Annotated in this window: 13 protein-coding genes; 4 read left to right on the forward strand and 9 right to left on the reverse strand. The window is 61.1% G+C overall.

The annotated features are described in order from the left end of the window. Positions 1–149 precede the first annotated feature (149 nt). Complete coding sequence (locus VW35_RS03510) at positions 150–2,495, reverse strand: putative bifunctional diguanylate cyclase/phosphodiesterase (protein WP_161796848.1); 2,346 nt, start codon at positions 2,493–2,495, stop codon at positions 150–152. A 340-nt stretch (positions 2,496–2,835) separates the two neighbouring features. Between VW35_RS03510 and VW35_RS21465 the strand changes: the two genes are divergently transcribed. Further along, a complete protein-coding gene (locus tag VW35_RS21465; protein WP_161796849.1) occupies positions 2,836–3,009 on the forward strand; it encodes a hypothetical protein in 174 nt (57 codons plus the stop codon). Between the two features lie 172 nt (positions 3,010–3,181). Continuing rightward, positions 3,182–3,637, forward strand: a complete 456-nt coding sequence (locus tag VW35_RS03515) for a DUF1236 domain-containing protein (RefSeq protein WP_052951462.1) — start codon at positions 3,182–3,184, stop codon at positions 3,635–3,637. Between the two features lie 57 nt (positions 3,638–3,694). Here the strand turns inward: VW35_RS03515 and VW35_RS03520 are convergent, their stop codons facing one another. Next, complete coding sequence (locus VW35_RS03520) at positions 3,695–5,314, reverse strand: Na+/H+ antiporter (protein ID WP_046141557.1); 1,620 nt, start codon at positions 5,312–5,314, stop codon at positions 3,695–3,697. Between the two features lie 152 nt (positions 5,315–5,466). Here VW35_RS03520 and VW35_RS03525 point away from each other — a divergent pair, with 152 nt between their 5' ends. Both VW35_RS03525 and VW35_RS03530 read left to right on the forward strand, forming a co-directional pair. After that, a complete protein-coding gene (locus tag VW35_RS03525) occupies positions 5,467–5,805 on the forward strand; it encodes a cupredoxin domain-containing protein (protein ID WP_052951463.1) in 339 nt (112 codons plus the stop codon). Between the two features lie 31 nt (positions 5,806–5,836). Further along, positions 5,837–8,227, forward strand: coding sequence for a putative bifunctional diguanylate cyclase/phosphodiesterase (locus VW35_RS03530; protein WP_052951464.1), 2,391 nt, complete (start codon positions 5,837–5,839; stop codon positions 8,225–8,227). Here VW35_RS03530 and VW35_RS03535 read toward each other — a convergent pair. The 7 genes from VW35_RS03535 to VW35_RS03565 form a co-directional block, all read right to left on the reverse strand. Then, the gene (locus VW35_RS03535) at positions 8,224–8,907 is read right to left on the reverse strand and encodes a helix-turn-helix transcriptional regulator (RefSeq protein WP_083982376.1); all 684 of its coding nucleotides are present in this window, start codon (positions 8,905–8,907) and stop codon (positions 8,224–8,226) included. The genes VW35_RS03530 and VW35_RS03535 overlap by 4 nt on opposite strands. 30 nt (positions 8,908–8,937) lie before the next feature. After that, positions 8,938–9,633, reverse strand: a complete 696-nt coding sequence (locus VW35_RS03540; protein WP_046141559.1) for a LuxR C-terminal-related transcriptional regulator — start codon at positions 9,631–9,633, stop codon at positions 8,938–8,940. A 306-nt stretch (positions 9,634–9,939) separates the two neighbouring features. Continuing rightward, positions 9,940–10,998 (reverse strand): ABC transporter ATP-binding protein, encoded by a 1,059-nt coding sequence (locus tag VW35_RS03545; RefSeq protein ID WP_046141560.1) that lies wholly within the window; start codon positions 10,996–10,998, stop codon positions 9,940–9,942. 11 nt (positions 10,999–11,009) lie between these two features. Then, positions 11,010–13,211 carry a glycoside hydrolase family 2 protein gene (locus VW35_RS03550; RefSeq protein ID WP_046141561.1) on the reverse strand — a complete coding sequence of 734 codons (2,202 nt, stop codon included), beginning with the start codon at positions 13,209–13,211 and terminating at the stop codon, positions 11,010–11,012. Positions 13,212–13,220: 9 nt separating this feature from the next. Further along, entirely contained in the window at positions 13,221–14,033 is an 813-nt protein-coding gene (locus tag VW35_RS03555; protein WP_046141562.1) for a carbohydrate ABC transporter permease, read from the reverse strand. Further along, a complete protein-coding gene (locus VW35_RS03560; RefSeq protein ID WP_046141737.1) occupies positions 14,030–14,875 on the reverse strand; it encodes a carbohydrate ABC transporter permease in 846 nt (281 codons plus the stop codon). Before VW35_RS03560 ends, VW35_RS03555 begins: the two co-directional genes overlap by 4 nt. A gap of 238 nt (positions 14,876–15,113) precedes the next feature. After that, a complete protein-coding gene (locus VW35_RS03565; RefSeq protein ID WP_052951465.1) occupies positions 15,114–16,394 on the reverse strand; it encodes an ABC transporter substrate-binding protein in 1,281 nt (426 codons plus the stop codon). Positions 16,395–16,456: the final 62 nt, after the last annotated feature.

The following is a 16,456-nucleotide window of genomic DNA, read 5'->3' on the forward strand; positions in this document are numbered from 1 at the left end:
GCCGCAAAGATTTTCTGCGGCTGAAGTAGGCCGTGCGCCCTGGCGAATTTGCCATCAGCTGGCAGGAAACCGGCGGACCGCCGGTTTCGCCACCCGAGCGTAGCGGGTTCGGCACGACGCTGTTGCGCCGCGCCCTGCCCGATGACAGGTTACCCTCGAGTACCGTCGAGAAGGACTGGTGTTTCAAGCGGTGGCGCCAATTGTTGGTTGAGAGGCTGTTCGACAGCCGGCAGGGCGCCGGGGCGACCAAAAAGGTAGCCCTGAGCAATGTGGCACCCGAGAGCGGCCAGAAGATCGAACTGGGCTTCCGTTTCGACGCCTTCTACGACGACGACGAGGCCTAGGCGACGGCCGAGCGAAACGATGGTTTCGACGATGCTGGCATTGCGCGGATTGGCCAACTGGCGGACGAAGGACTGATCGATCTTGAGCTTGTCGAGCGGCAGGCTCGATAGATAGTTGAGCGAAGAATAACCGGTGCCGAAATCGTCTATGGCGATCGAGGCGCCAAGGTCACGCAGTTTTTCGAGCGTCTCGACGATCGCGCCGCCCTGAGCGAGAAGGCTCTCGGTCACTTCGATATCGAGCCGGTTTGGCGGGAAGCCACTTTGCAGGAGCGCCGAGGCGATCATGGCGACCACGTCGTCCTGGGTGAATTGAAGCGGCGAGACATTGACGGACAGCCGGCCCGGCCAGTTGTTGGCGACGGCAAGGCGGCAGGCTTCATGCGCGACCCAGGCGCCGATTTCGACAATGGTGCCGTTTTCTTCGGCAAGCGGCACGAAGACGGCCGGCGAGACCGCGCCATGCTCGGGACTGGTCCACCGAAGGAGCGCTTCGACGCCTATGGTGAGGCGCGTTTCCATATCGACCTGCGGTTGAAAGACGAGGCTGAACTCGCTCCTTGCGACGGCACTGCGCAAGGCGAGATCGATCGACTGACGATATTTGAGATCGGCATCGAAGGCGGGATCGTAGTGCGCGCCGCGCTCTGCACGATGGGTTGCAACGGCAAGGGCCATGCGCGCCTGATTGAGGCCAGTTGCGGCCGTTTCTGCATCGCTCGCCCCCCAGCGCAACTCGACGATGATGCGGTGGCCATCTACCTCATAGGGCTGTTCGAGACGGGACAGAATGGTCTCGATCTGGCTCGGGACAAGCGGCTGATCGAGAGCGACGGCAAAGATGTCGCTTTCCATCCGGCCGATGGGTGATGGCGACAGGGCATGAAGGCGCTCGAAAAGCTGGCTGACAGCGGCTTCGACGGTTTGAAAACCGAGGGCGGCGGCGACCTGATCGAGCCGGCGAATCCGCAGAAGGAAAATCCAGACGAGCTGGGTTTCGAGGCGATGATCGACTTCGTCAAGCCAGGCCGCGTGGGACATGGCGCCGGTGCGGACATCATGATTGGCGAGGTAGGCCAGCCGGGCCCGATGCTGGGTCAGTTGCCGGCGGCGGATGGCGCGCTCTTCGAGAAGCCGGATGACCAGGACCGCGACCCCGGCGAGATGGATCGGCATGATCGACAGCGTCAGGCCATAAGCTTCGAGCAGGGCGAAGGCGGCGATCTCCGCGCCGATGGAGATAGCGGCAATCGAGGCGCTGATGCGGACGAGGGCAATGCGCGGCAGGAGGGCGCTGATGGCAAGAAGCAAGGCGCCGACGAGAAGCGTGGGCCAGAAGCCGGGCCACTGAAGGCTGCGGCCGAGCTTAAGTGTTTCGGCGGCGGCGATCTGTACGACCGGGCCGGGAATGATGCCATAGCGCGGAACGAGGAAGAGATCGTGCAATTCGAGCGCGCTGGCGCCGATAACCACCTGGCGATCGCGGATGAGATCGGTATCGACATTACCCGAGAGGAGATCGACTGCCGAGATGCGGGGAATACGCGTCAGATCGATACTGTAGTCGATGCGGATTTCGGCAGGCAGCGGACTTCCGGGCGAAAAACGAGCGGCAATGGATGGGATGTCGCGATCTCGCGCGCGGGCGGGCAGCGCCCAGAGGAGACCGCCTTCGATGGAATCGACATTGACGAGCGCCAGATCGGCATGGGCGGCAAAATCGGGGATCGGAATGTTCCAGACCTCGCGGCCCCCGGCATCGAGCTGACGGAAGGCGGCGAGGTAAGCGTAGCCCCCTGCCCGTTCGAGGCTATCGGCAAGGGCCTGATCTTCGGCGGGGCTCGAGCGGGTGCTGAAATCGATATCGAAGGCGACCTCATAGGCGCCGAGATCCATCAGGCGATCGAGGAGGCGCGCATGGATTGAGCGCGGCCAGGGCCACTGGCCGACTTCCAGCAGGCTGCGCGCGTCGATGTCGACGAAGACGATGTCGCCGGTGGGGACACGGTTCTGCAGGGTGAAGCGGGCTTCGGCAAGACGCGCATCGGCGGGGCCCCAGACGCCGAAGCCGGTGCTGGTGAGGAGAAGCAGCATCGCGAGCGCAGCGGCGATCCAGCGAAACTTGGCGCCGACGGACAGAGGAGCGGTCAAAGTGGCCTGCTTCTGGTCAAAGGGTTTGAGCCTACGATGTGAATGCAGCGCCTGCATTCACATCGGGCCATAAGCACAATCCCATAGCCAGGCTTGCAGCACCTTTAAGCGGGACAGCGGGGATAAGATGAATGCAAACGCGGTGAACGAAGCGTTGCCAATTGAATCTGTTGGCAAATGGCGCCGTGAAGCTGACAAAACGCTGACAAACCGACCTTAATTCCTGTTGATATTGCAGGGGGTTATGGAAACCGGTGAGGGCTTTCGGCGTTGTGGCGCTAGATAGGGTTCGCGGGTGCAGACTGGCTCTCGCGACGGTGGACGAGCAGCGAGGACGATCATGATGATGATGACACGGCGCGCCCGGCAAAGGCGGATGAAACTTGCCCAGATGGCGCTTGTCGCGGGGCTCGCGACGATCATTTTCCTGCCGCGCCTTGAAATGCCGAATTTCGACGGGCTGCAATTGCCGATGGTTTCGACGGTCAACGCTGCGGAAGCCGGCGCGGAATAATTTCTCCGAGCCGCCAAATCCCAGCCAAGCCGCCTACCAATATTAAACATTACAGTTTGCTGACAACGCTAGCCATCTGAAAACAATAATAAATATTTCTGCCTTTCGGAACTTCGATATCGCGGCTGAGTTTCCATCACCGTTGCCTTTGCGACTTTTATGGAGACTTAAAATGCGAAAGCTCGTTATTGGCCTTATGGCTTCTGCTGCTTTTATCGTTCCGTCCATTGCCATGGCGCAGGACGTCGTTGTCGTTGACTCGACTGAAAAGGCTGCCGGTGGCGCCGTTGTCGGCGGTACGGCAGGCGGTGCGACGGGCGCAATCGTAGGCGGCCTCATCTTCGGGCCGATCGGTGCTGCCATCGGCGGTTTTGCCGGCGCGACCATCGGTGCTTCGGCTGGCGTTGAAGCCAACGACATCGACTATGTCCGCATGCACCCGACCGATCCTGTCGTGATCGACGGTACGGTTGACGTGGGCTATGCCATTCCGGAAGCCATCGTCGTGCATCCGATCGAAGGCAATGCCAATGTCGGCTACTTCTATACCAATGACCGCGTGTATTTCGTCGACCTGTCGAACCGCACCGTTGTCTACTCGCCCGGCACGGTTGTTGCTGCGCAGTAATCCCGGAGATGCGGCTGCTCCGGCAGCCGCTCCTCCCACCGCTCAAGCGCCCACTGCCTAGAGGCGGTCAGGGCGCTTATTCATGCCGTCCATCAGGGCCTGTTCGAGGTCCATCTGCTCGAGCACTTCGCGCAGGACGTTGTCATCAAGCTCGCGCGCATCGCGGGCAGCGATAAGTCGGCTGCGGCGCGCCTCAAGAAGACGCTGACCGAGGGCCAGGGCTTCACGCGGATCGGCAGCAAAGCCGCTTTCCTCATTGGACGACGTGCGTAGCGAGCGCCGCGTCATGATATCGGCGAGCCGCTGGGCTTGGGGCGATGGATTGGCCTGGCGGAAGGCTGCCAGCACTTCGAGATTGGCTTCGCTGGCGAGGCGCCGGGCGAGATCGTGTTGCTCCTGAGCAATGGCTTTGTCGTGTCCATCGTCGAGATCGAGCCGTTCGATGAGCCAGGGCAAGGTGATGCCCTGGACGAGAAGGGTCGCGATGGTGACGAGGAAGGCCAGAGCAACGATGGCCTCGCGGTACGGGAACGGCTCGCCGCTGGCGGTGAAATAGGGAACGCCCGCAGCGGCTGCGAGGGTGACGACGCCGCGCATGCCGGCCCAGGAGAGCACGATGTTTTCCTTCGATGTCAGCGGGATCTGGAGGGTCACGCGGCGGCGCGGATCGGGATGCGTCGAGGCTGCAAGGTAGCGGCGGCGCGCGAGAAACGCGGTGGTAAAGACCCAGGCGAAGCGGATGAGAACGGCTGTGGCGAAAATCGCGAGGCCCGCGGCCAGCAGGTCGGTCATGTCGAGGCCGGCATCCATGGCGTCGTCGATGACGAAGCGCAATTGCAGGCCGATATAGGCGAAGACGAAGATCTCGAGGAGCGTGTCGATGGTGCGCCAGAACTGACGCTCCTGCATGCGCTCTTCGTAGCCGGACTGGGTGCCATGATGACCGAGGGCGAAGCCGGCAGCGACGACGGCGAGGACGCCCGAGGCGTGGAGCTCTTCAGCCAGGAGATACGCGGCGAAGGGCACGATGACCGAGATGACGGTGGCGAGCGACGGATTGGAGAGGTGCCGGCGCGCGAACTGGGCGCCCTGCCCGATAATGAGACCAAGGGCGATGCCGACAAGCGCGGCATAGATGAAATAGGTCGGGGTATTGTCGATGAAGGCGTGCGTGCCGGTGGTGGTGGCGACGGCAACGGCCAGAAGCGTCAACGCGGCGGCGTCGTTGATGAGGCTCTCGCCCTTGAGGACGGTCATGAGGCCCGAGGGAAGCCCTGACCTGCCGCCGATGGCGATGGCGGTGACGGCATCGGGCGGGGCAACGATGGCGCCGAGGATCAGCGCGGTGGCCAGCGGCATGCCGGGGATGGTCCAGCTCGCGACAGTGGCGATGGCGATGGCTGAGGCGAAGACCAGGAAGACGCCGAGATTGACGATGGAGCCCAGGCGGCGGGCAAAGCTCGTGAACGAAAAGCCGGACGCGGCCGAAAACAGCAAAGGCGGCAGCACGATGCCGAGAATGACTTCGGGGGCGAGCTCGAGCCGGTGGAGGCCGGGAATAAAGGAAGCGGCGAGCCCGACTATGGCGACGAGAAGCGAGGGCTGGAAATTGCTGCGCTCGGCAAAGGCGCTGATGCCGATGGCGACGATGACCACGATCAAGATTTCGGCAAACATCACGCACTTCCGATTGGCGGATAGACTTTCGGTTTAGCCTGCGTTAAGCCTAAGTGAAGCAGTTTCACCTATCAAAATCAGCAAAACTTAACATTTCCACGGCAGCCTGTTGCGGACTGCAATCGGCAGGCTGGGCTAGGCCGGGGGACGTTTTGGCACTGTCTGATACGCAAAAGGAATTGGTCAGTATCGCCTTTGCACTCGTTGCGCTGGGTGGATGCGTGGCATTTGCCGCCGAGACGGTGACGGTGGTGCAAAAGGATCGGCGATTTTCGTCTGACAGCGTGACGATCGCAGCGGGAGACACGATCCACTTCACCAATGACGACCCCTTCATCCATCAGCTTTATACAGAATCCGACGCGTTCAGTTTTGCGACGCCCGAACTGGCCACCGGTGTTCCGACCGATGTGACTTTTCCGGTGGCGGGCACGTATCAGGTGCTGTGCAAGATTCATCCGCGCATGAACCTGACGGTCAACGTCGAATAGGCCCAGCCGCCGTGCCGGGAGGCACCGTTTCATGTCCATCCGCGTCAAAATCCTCATCGCCTGCCTTAGCCTCACACTGATTACGGTGTTGATGGGCTTGTTCAGCCAGCGCTCGCAGCACGAGCTTGGGAACATCGCCACGCGCATCTATGACGAGGCCTTCATGGCCGTGAGCTATATGCGCGAAGCGCAGAACGGGCTGATGAGCCTTGCCGTCGAATATTCAAAACTCGGCGAGAATGCCGGGCAGAACGAGACGGCCAAGCTGCTGACAGCAAAGGTGCCCGATATTCTCGAAAGCCTGCAGGTGGCGCACGACCGGGCAATGTCCCGCGAAGGCTCGGCGGCGACCGAGAGGCTGATCGGGGAAATCGAGCATCTGGGCAATGGTGCAAGCTCGCTCGTGCCGGGCGGGCTCTTCCCCGAATTCGTGCATCTGCAGGATGGGTTCAACACTGCCGTCGAAGTCTATGCCGGAGACGGCTACCTTTACCGGCAAAGTGTCGAACAGACGATCGAGCGCTCGACCCAGGATATCGGCATCGTCATCGCGCTTTCCGTCATCGCGGCTTTCGGCATCACCATCATTCTGAGCCGCTCGATCATGCCGGCACTGCACGAAGTGGTGCGGATCGCCAAATCAATCGCCGGGGGAAAGCTCGACAATGCCATTGCCGAGGGCGGACGCGGCGAAACCGGGGAAATGCTGGTGGCGCTATCCGCCATGCAGACAAGCATTGCCGAGAACGTGGCGCGCATCAATGCGTTGATGGCCCAGCAAGCCTCGAGCCATGCCGGAGAAATGGCGATCCAGCATGGCCGGTTCGAAGCGGCCCTCAACAACATGACGCAGGGCCTGTGCCTCTTCGACGCAGACGGCAAGCTGACCATTTTCAACTGGCGTTTCGTCGAGATGTTCGGCGAGCCGACGGTGGGCACGGCGGGCGACACGCTGATGGCGGCGCTCGAACTCAGCCCGCGACCAAGCCTTAAGGATAGCGGCGTATCGCTCTGCGACCTGCCTGACGGGCGCGTGGTGGCGGTGGCGCATCAGCCGGTCGAGGGCGGCGGTTGGGTCGCGACCTATGAAGACGTGACCGAGCGGCGGCGCGTCGAGGCGCGCTTTGCCCATATGGCGCGGCACGATGCGCTGACGGGCCTGCCCAATCGCGTGCTCTTCCGCGAACATATCGAAGCCGCCCTCACCCGCAGCCGGTTCAAGGCCTTTTCGGTGCTGAGCCTCGACCTCGACGGCTTCAAGACTATCAACGATACGCTCGGCCATCCTGTGGGAGACCGGCTGCTCGAGGGGGTGGCCCAGCGCCTCCAAACCGAAGCGGCCGAGGCCGATATCGTCGCCCGGCTCGGCGGCGACGAATTCGTGGTCATCCAGCAAAATTCGATCGACATGCCCGCACTGGCGCAAAGGCTGATCGACGCGCTGCGCCAGCCGTTCTCGATCGATGGGCACACCGTTACCGTCGGCGTCAGCATCGGCATTGCCTCGACCGACGACCTCAAGGAAGAGCCGGATACGGCGGTGGCCGATACCCTGCTCAAAAATGCCGACTTGGCGCTTTATCGAGCCAAATGGGATGGCCGCGGCACTTATCGCTTCTTTGAAGCGGAGATGGATGCACGATTGCAGGCGCGGCGCGAAATGGAAATGGACCTGCAAACGGCGCTCGAAAGCGAGCAGTTCGAGGTCTACTACCAGCCGCTGGTCGACACCGAGCGCAATCGCGTCGCCAGATTCGAGGCTCTGCTGCGCTGGCATCACCCCACGCGCGGCAAGGTGCCGCCATCCGAATTCATTCCGGTGGCCGAAGAAACCGGCCTCATCCGCGCCATTGGCGCCTGGGTGCTCGAGCAAGCCTGCCAGCAGGCGGCCAACTGGTCGGATGACGTCAAGATCGCGGTCAATCTCTCGCCGGTGCAGTTCAACGGCAATCTCGTGAATATCGTCGCGGGGGCGCTGATGAAATCGGGGATCCGGGCGCAGCGGCTGGAACTCGAAATCACCGAGAGCCTGCTGCTGCAGGACAATGGCTCGGTACTTGAGACGCTTCACCAATTGCGTGCACTCGGCGCCCGTATCGCCATGGACGATTTCGGCACCGGCTATTCATCGCTGAGCTATCTGCAGCGCTTCCCCTTCGACAAGATCAAGATCGACCAGGCGTTCATCCGCCAGCTGCCGGAGAAACACGACAGCGTCGCGATCGTGCGGGCGGTGATCGGGCTCGGCAAATCTTTGGGCATGGCGATCATCGCCGAAGGGGTCGAGACGGCGGAGCAGCTCGCCATGCTGCAGGCTGAGGGGTGCTGGGACGTGCAGGGCTACTTTTTCAGCCCGCCGCGCACGGCGCAGGACGCGACGCGCTTTGTCGATACACTCGAACTGCGCGCCGGCGCCGCCTAAGCCAGGAGACCGCGGCGAATGGCTTCGGCAACGGTATGCACGCGGTTGCGAGTGCCGAGCTTGCCGGTGATATTTTCGATGTGCTGATTGATGGTGCGGGTGGAAATGCCGAGCTCGGCAGCGACCGCTTCGGAGGTGAGGCCGCGCGCCGAGAGCTCCATGATCTGGCGTTCACGCGGGGTGAGGATGGCTTCGCTCGTCGTCGCATCTTCACGCAGACCACGCGCCTGCATCAGCAGGGCATAGCAGACGATCTGCAGCGGCAGGATGAGTGCGGACAGATCGCGCTCCTCGCCGACAAAGGCGGCGACGCCGCGCGTCTTGCTTTCAAAGGTGATCGGCACAAGCGTTGTGCTCACGAAGTCGTATTGGACTGCAAACGGATGACGCGGATCGTCCACTGCAATGACATCATGCTGGACGCCTCCACGCGCGAGATTGTCGGCGAGTGACCGGCTGATGGAGTTGCTGCCATTGTCGGTCACAGCGAGCCACCAATCGCGGCGGGCTGGATTGCTGTCCCAGAGGCGAACCGAGTCTTTTTTAGCAAGCGGGAAATCGAGCAGGAAGGCGCTACGGTATAGAAGTTGGGAGGCCAGATCGCCGAGAAGCTGTTCGATCTCGGCGTCGCTCGCAGCAAGATGAATGCGCTGGAGCATATCGTCTACGAATGGCAGCATGCCGCGCGGGTCCCTCCCCCGGTAGTCGTTCTAGAGTAGATCGCGCTTGAGCGCTTCGGCGACCGTGTGGACGCGATTTTTGGTGCCGAGCTTTTCGGCGACGTTATCCATGTGCTGCGTGACAGTGCGGGCGGACATGCCCAATTCCTCGGCCACTTGCTGGGCACTGAAGCCTTGCGAGGAAAGCGAGATCACCTCCCGTTCGCGCGGCGTCAGGCTCGGCCGGCCAGCGAAAACGCCGGATGTGCGCAGGACCCTCGCCTGCGCAAAAAGACTGTAGCTCAGCATCTGCAGCGCCCGTTCCTCTTCGGGCGACAGGTGCTTTTCGCCGCAAAGGGCAATGAGACCGGCGACATCGTCGGTGAACTTGATCGGCACGATGGCAAGGTTAATCATGTCCGTCTTGCGGGCGAAGGCGAACACGGGATCGCGCGGGTCGGAAAAGCGCGTTTCGTCGAGATATTGTACGCCGCCTTTATCGACGATGTCCGCGGCGACTTTGGTCGAAGTTCGGAGACCGTTCGAGACATATTGATCCCACCAACCGGCGCGCGCGGAGCTGCTGTCGAGGATCAGCGCGGCGGACTTGAACGCATTGGCATATTCGACGAGATAACCGCTGCGGAAACCGAGGTCGGCCGAAAGATCAGCCAGGATATCGATGATATCGGTGTCGTTAAGGGCTTTGCGAATGCGCCCGAAATAGGTCTCGGCAAGAGCGAGCATGTTTGGCGTACCGAACCGCGAAAACGGAACAATCGGCTGCTTGGACTAGAATCCTTCTCCAGAATACGCATGCATTGGAAGAACTTCCATCGTCATTTTTACGGAGTACAGACAATGGCCCCGGCAAAAAAGACGATGTCAAAGCTACCGATTTTCCGAGATATCCGAGAGGGTTAGTGTGATCTGGCATGACGCCGATAGCGTCACGCGAAACCCGCTTCGGTCTTGAGGCATTTGCCTGCGTCCCCCCGCGCCGAAGCGGGCTCGCGCGATTCGTTCAGCCCCTGTCCGCTGCCCCCGGTTCGATCAGCGAATGCGCTTGCCATCCTTGCCGAAGACGAGGAGCGCGGAGGGATGGAAGCGCGCCTGATAGCGATCGCCGGGCTTGAGGGTGCGGTTATTGTCGGTGGCAAGGGTGAGAAGCGTACGGCCTTCGCCGCGGGCATAGGCATAGGTTTCGCCGCCCAGATGCTCGATAATCTCGACCTTGGTCTCGAGCGCGGCGGCGCCTTCGGGATCGAAATGTTCGGGACGGATGCCGACGGTTACGGGCGTGCCGGCGGGGACGGCGACCGGAGACGGCAGGAGCTGGCCGGGGAAATCGGCCAGGCGAATGCCGCCCGCTTCGGCGGTGCCATCGAGAAGGTTCATCTTGGGCGAGCCGATAAAGCCGGCAACGAAGAGATTGTCCGGATTATCATAGAGTTCGAGCGGCGAGCCGGCCTGCTCGATGATGCCATCGCGCAGCACGACGATCTTGTCGGCCAAGGTCATGGCCTCGACCTGATCGTGGGTGACATAGATGATGGTGGTCTGGAGTTCCTTGTGGAGCCGGGCGATCTCGATGCGCATATGCACGCGCAGTTCCGCGTCGAGATTGGAGAGGGGTTCGTCGAAGAGGAACACATCGGGATGACGGACGATGGCGCGGCCAATGGCGACGCGCTGGCGCTGGCCGCCCGAAAGCTGCTTGGGGAAGCGGTCGAGCAATGCGCCGAGTTCGAGAATGCGGGCGGCTTCGCCGACGCGCTGGGCGATTTCTTCCTTCGAGGCGCCGGCGAATTTGAGCGCGAAGCCCATGTTTTCACGCACCGTCATATGCGGATAGAGCGCATAGGACTGGAACACCATGGCGATGCCACGATTGGCGGGATCGACGTCGTTCATGCGCTTGTCGCCAATGAAGAGGTCTCCCGAGGAGATCTGTTCAAGCCCGGCAATCATGCGCAGGAGCGTGGACTTGCCACAGCCCGAGGGGCCGACAAAGACGACGAACTGCTTGTCTTCGATATCGAGATCGACGCCCTTGATGACGTTGACCGAGCCGAAGGACTTTTTCACATTGCGAAGTTTCAACCCGGACATGCGAGCACTCCTCAGACAGCGGTGAGCGTTGCGACGGTGCGGCCAAGCCGCTCGTTGGTGACAGTGACGGTGATCGGGCCCTTGCCGGTCGAGCGTAGCCAGAAGCCGGTGGAACCCGCGCGGAGCGGGACAAGACCGGGGCCGATGCGGGTGGCGGCACCCGAGACTTTGATCGAGACCGGTTCTGGGAAGAAGGGCAGCTTCTTGCCGGACTGATCGAGAGCGCGGACGAGAACACGGACCGTATCGCCTTCCGAACCGATCTCGGTGGCGTCGGGCACGACCTGCAGTTCATGGGCGATGGGGTCGGCGATGAACTTGACGGTTTTGACCGCCTTGCCATCGATATAGCCGGTGATGGTGGCATCTTCCCAGGACATGCCCCAGAGACCGAGCTCTTCTTCGCTGAGGTCTTCGCGCTTGATAACGACCGGCGCGTGGGGGAGATGCGGGAAAGCCTGACGATCGGGGCCGAGGCGCTTGGGCGTGTTGTTCCCGTAGGCGAGTTCGACTTCGTCGCAATTGGTGAGGATCATCAGCGGCAGAACGCCACCGATATTGCGCTCGCCACGGGCCCAGAAGGTGACGGGCTTGAGGATGATCTCGTCTTCCGGCTCGCATTGGCTGGCATAGGCGAAGGCAGCAAATTTCGGCTCACGGAACATATCCATGACGCCGTGGTGGCAGAGGCGATCACCCGAGCCAAAGTCCTTGTGCGTATTATAATCGAAGGCGCACCAGCCGATGCAGCCGGCGATCTGCGGATCGCCATAGGCAGCATTCATGACTTCGAGGTGCCGGCGCACATGCTCGGCCTGGCGCTGCTCCTGATCGTAGGACTTGGTCGGGTACATGTGACCACCATATTCGGTGATCATGTAAGGCACGACGCGGTCCAGGCCGGTGACTTCCTGCTGCGGACGCAGCGGCGTGCGCGGACGGTTGCCGCCCCATTCCTCGTTGCCGAGGATAAAGTCGTTCATGGTGTAGACGTCTTCGAGCAGTTCGCTATCGGTGATGTAGCGGACGCCGCCGGTGGGGCGGGTTGGGTCGAGTTCGCGCGCCAGCTTGTTGGTGCGGACGTAGAAGTCGTGATTGTCCTGCGATTCATTGATGCGGACGCCCCAGATGACGATCGAGGGGTGGTTCCAATCGCGCGTAACCATGCGGCGGACGTTTTCGACCGATTCATCCTGCCATGCGAGCGGACCGATATGCTGCCAGCCGGGGATTTCCTCAAAGACGAGGAGGCCGAGTTCGTCGCAGGCGTCGAGGAAATAGTGGCTCTGCGGATAGTGCGAGGTGCGCACCATGTTGAGCTTGAGCTCGTGCTTGAGGATTTCAGCATCCTTGACCTGGGCCGATTTGCCGAGGGCATAGCCGATATAGGGGAAGGACTGGTGGCGGTTGAGGCCACGAAGCTTAAGCGGCTTGCCGTTGAGCTTGAAACCTTCGGGGGTGAACTCGGCGCTGCGGAAACCGAAGCGGATATTTGCTACGTCCTGGCCGGTGGCGGTGTCGACGGTGACTTCGAGGCTATAAAGGGTCGGGGTCTTGAGATCCCAAAGCGTGATGCCTGAGAGGTCGTTGAAAGCGACTTCGACCGTCTCACCGGTGATGGCGGCATCGGTCGTGGCGATGGTGTTGCCTGAGGCGTCCTTGATTGCCGCGACAAGCGTGCCCGAGAGCGCTTGATCTTGCGGATTGGCCAGCGCGATGCGGGCGCGGACGGATTTTTTGTCGGCGAGGACGTTCGGCGTTTCGACTTTGGCATTGCCGACAAAGATGGGCGCGGTGACGCGGAGCCAGGCTTCGCGGTAGAGGCCGGCATAGGTCAAGTAGTCGATCTGGCCGCCGAAGGGCGGGATCTCAGGGTTTTCACTGCCATCGATCGTGACGGTGAGGACGTTTTCGCCATCATTCAGCTTGCCCGTCAGGCGGCCTTCGAAGGGCGTGTAGCCATCTTTATGGGCCGCGATTTCCTCGCCATTGAGGAGAACACGGGCATTGGCCATGGCGCCATCAAACACGACTGAGACGTCCTTGCCCTGCCAGGCGGGGTCGGCGGCGAAGCGCTTTTCGTAGGTGAAGACGCGCTGATAGGTCTTCTCGTCGAAATAGGAGAACGGCAGCTCCACGGCGTTGTGGGGCAGGCGAACGGTCTCGCTGCCTTCGAAGAGCCAGCCGGAGTTAAAGTCGATCAAGGGACGCATATTCAGTTTCTACTTAACGGCGCCCAGCATGCCTTCGACGAAGCGGCGCTGGAGCAGGAAGAAAATAACGAGGGTGGGAAGCGTGGCGAGCACGGTGCCAAAGAGCAGCATGCCGTAATCGGGCGTGTAGGCCGAAGTCAGCGCCGAAAGGATCAGCGTGATCGTCTTGTTGTCCGCCGTTTGCAGCACGATCAGCGGCCAGAGGTAATTGTTCCAGTTGGCCATGAAGACAATGATGGTCGCGGCCGCATAGGTCGAGCGCATCACCGGCATGTAGACGTAAAGAAAGATCTGCCACTCGTTGAGGCCGTCGATCTTGGCAGCATCGCGCAGCTCGCTCGGGAACGCTTTGGTTGCCTGGCGGAAGTAGAAGATGATGAAGATCGAGGCCACGGTCGGCAGGATCGCCGCGACGAAGGTGTTCACGAGCTTTGCCTGCGAAAACATGACAAAGAGCGGAACCATCATGGCAGCAAACGGGATCGAGAGCAGGAGCAGCAGCAGCGCGAAGAGCTTTTCGCGGATGCGCGAGCGGAACATCTCGAAGCCATAGCCAGCGAGCGAAGAAACGACGAGCGTCAGCGCCGTGCCGACGACGGCGATGATGGCCGAGTTCATGAAGATGCGAGGGGCATCGACCGTGGCAAAGAACGTGGCGGCATTGGCAAAGAGCGCACCGCCGGGTGTGGTCTTGCCGCGGATGATATCTGCCGACGCGTTGGTCGCGCCGATGATCATCCAATAGAACGGGAAGACCGAGATAAAGGCGGCAAGGCTCAGAAGCGCATAGACGAGGCCGCGGCGGAGAAGAGCGGGGTTCATGACGACTTCACCTTGCGATCACGCGCCACGAGGAATTGCAGGAAGCTCAGGATGGCGACCACCAGCACGATGACCCAGGACACGGTGGCCGAATAGCCGAAGCTGGGCATGAATTTGAAGGTCAGGTTGTAGATATAGAGCGACAGGGTGACGGTGGAATCCGAAGGGCCGCCAGTGCCGCCAGTGAGGTTGAAGACCTCGTCAAAGAGCTGCAGCGTGCCGATGGTGGAGACGACAGTGGTAAAGAGGATGACCGGCTTGAGCATGGGGATGGTCAGGTAGCGGAACCGGGCCCAGGCTGGAACGCCATCGATGCGCGCAGCTTCATAGATCGAGCGATCGATGTTCTGAAGCGCTGCCAGATAAAAGATCATGTTGTAGCCGGTCCAGCGCCAGGTGATGGCGATGATGATGGTGACCTTGGCCCAGAAGGGGTCGCCCAGCCAGGAAATCGGCGAGGCGATGAGATGGAGCGCCATGAGCGTCTGGTTGATGATGCCATCGACCGCGAACATCGACTTGAAGATGGTGGAATAGGCGATCAGCGAGGTGACGCAGGGCAGGAAGATCGCCGTGCGGAAAAGACCGCGGAATCTGAGGGTCGAGTCATTGAGCGCGACGGCAAAGAGCAGCGCCAGCGTGATCATGATCGGCACCTGCACGATGAAGAACGTGAAGGTATTGATCAAGGCGCGGATAAAGACGGGGTCTTTGGTGAGGCGCTGGATATTGGCGAAACCGCCGAAGCTGAGGTTCATGCCCTTGCCGACCTGGAAGCTCATCCAGAGCGACCAGACGATTGGATAGATCATGAACAGCCCGAGCAGGACCAATGCCGGCATGACGAAAAGCCAGCCATTTATCCGCTCACTGCGCGCGAGACCCGATTGCGCCACGACAGACTCCTTGCCCTTGGAGTGATCTCATAGCCATCCCTCAAGCCGGCTCATCGAACCTAAGGATGGCATCAAACAGAACCGTCCAACCCACACCATGGGTGCGCTCCAAGGCCCCGCGATCGCTCGCGAATCCCAGGGGAGGACGGAAAAAGGGGAGCGGATGAACCGCTCCCCTTCGCCATTACTGCATCTGCTGCTGGGCCTGATCGTTGATGGCCTGGAGGGCCGCATCGATATCGCCACCCTGGATGATGGTGGGCAGCTGGGCCGCCACGGCGGCATCGACTTCGGCAGTAAAGGTGCCGTAGTCAACGCTCGGGATCTGACCGAGCCAGGTCGAGAAGTTCTGCCAGACGGGCGCGCCGCCGAAGAACTCGTCGGATGCCTTATAAGCTTCGCCTTCACGCGCCGAGAGGAGCGAACCGACGGCACCGCGCTTGATCAGGATGTCCTGGTAGAAATCCTGATCGCCAGCCCAAACGGTCTTGAAGAAGTCGATGGCTTCTTCCTTGTTGTCCGAGGAGGACAGGAGGAACCAGCTCGAACCGCCCTGATTGGACGCATTGACCGAGCCTTCCATGTCAAGACGCGGAATGGGAGCGACAGCCCACTTGCCGGACTGATCGGCATTGGCCTTGATGGTAGCGGTGATCCAGACGCCGACCGGCACCACGGCAACTTCGCCATTGGTGAAGGCACCGGTATATTCGGCCCAGCCGGAAACCGGCTTGACGAGGTCAGCCTGATAGAATTTGGCGTAGGTTTCGAGGGCCTTCTTGAGGGCGGCATTGTCCGTGATGTGAAGCGAGCCGTCTTCGTTGAAGTACCATTCGCCAGCCGACTGCATCATCATGCGGATGACGCCGGTGTCGTTCATGTCGAGGTCGAGAAGTTGCTTGCCGGTCTTTTCCTTGACGGCCTGGCCGATTTCGACAAGGCGATCCCAGGTGATGTTTTCGAGATCGGCAGCGGTAAAACCGGCTTCTTCGAGGTAGTCCGAGCGGTAGAAGAGACCGGTCACGCCGGAGTCGAACGGCACCGAGTAGGATTTGCCATCGAGAGTTGCGGCAGCGACCTTATAGGGCGCGAAGACCGACATATCGATCGAGTCCGAGAGCGGCTCGAAGGCGCCAGGGAATGACTGCAGGTATTTCTGAGCAATGTCGTCCTGGATCAGAACGATATCGGGAAGACCTTCGGTGCTGCCAGCAAGAAGCTGGGTCTGGAGCTTGGCGCGGATGTCGTCCTGGCTCGCAGTGTCATCGACATTGAAGGTCGTTTCCGGATGGGCCTTGGTGTAGATTTCACCAGCTTCGCGCATGGTGTCGCCATTGAAGGCCTTATCCCAGACCCAGACCGAGATTTCACCGGCCGAGGCAGACGCCGCAGCGACGGTCACGATGCTGATACCGGTCAGAGCAACGCAAAGGGTGCGCTTCCAGCGCGTGGACATATCTGTCATAGTTTCCTCCCATAGAGGTGGTCCTCTCCACCTTGAAGGAGACTGTAGCCGCTAAAATTCCA

The sequence above is a fragment of the Devosia soli genome, assembly GCF_000970455.1.
Classification (GTDB): Bacteria; Pseudomonadota; Alphaproteobacteria; order Rhizobiales; family Devosiaceae; genus Devosia; species Devosia soli.

Excerpts from the sequence above, each read along its gene's own strand:
- VW35_RS21465 (WP_161796849.1), top strand. The coding sequence starts at position 2,836 with ATGATGATGATGACACGGCGCGCCCGGCAAAGGCGGATGAAACTTGCC.
- VW35_RS03515 (WP_052951462.1), top strand. The coding sequence starts at position 3,182 with ATGCGAAAGCTCGTTATTGGCCTTATGGCTTCTGCTGCTTTTATCGTT.
- VW35_RS03520 (WP_046141557.1), bottom strand. The coding sequence starts at position 5,314 with ATGTTTGCCGAAATCTTGATCGTGGTCATCGTCGCCATCGGCATCAGC.
- VW35_RS03530 (WP_052951464.1), top strand. The coding sequence starts at position 5,837 with ATGTCCATCCGCGTCAAAATCCTCATCGCCTGCCTTAGCCTCACACTG.
- VW35_RS03535 (WP_083982376.1), bottom strand. The coding sequence starts at position 8,907 with ATGCTGCCATTCGTAGACGATATGCTCCAGCGCATTCATCTTGCTGCG.
- VW35_RS03540 (WP_046141559.1), bottom strand. The coding sequence starts at position 9,633 with ATGCTCGCTCTTGCCGAGACCTATTTCGGGCGCATTCGCAAAGCCCTT.
- VW35_RS03545 (WP_046141560.1), bottom strand. The coding sequence starts at position 10,998 with ATGTCCGGGTTGAAACTTCGCAATGTGAAAAAGTCCTTCGGCTCGGTC.
- VW35_RS03550 (WP_046141561.1), bottom strand. The coding sequence starts at position 13,211 with ATGCGTCCCTTGATCGACTTTAACTCCGGCTGGCTCTTCGAAGGCAGC.
- VW35_RS03555 (WP_046141562.1), bottom strand. The coding sequence starts at position 14,033 with ATGAACCCCGCTCTTCTCCGCCGCGGCCTCGTCTATGCGCTTCTGAGC.
- VW35_RS03560 (WP_046141737.1), bottom strand. The coding sequence starts at position 14,875 with ATGCCGGCATTGGTCCTGCTCGGGCTGTTCATGATCTATCCAATCGTC.
- VW35_RS03565 (WP_052951465.1), bottom strand. The coding sequence starts at position 16,394 with ATGACAGATATGTCCACGCGCTGGAAGCGCACCCTTTGCGTTGCTCTG.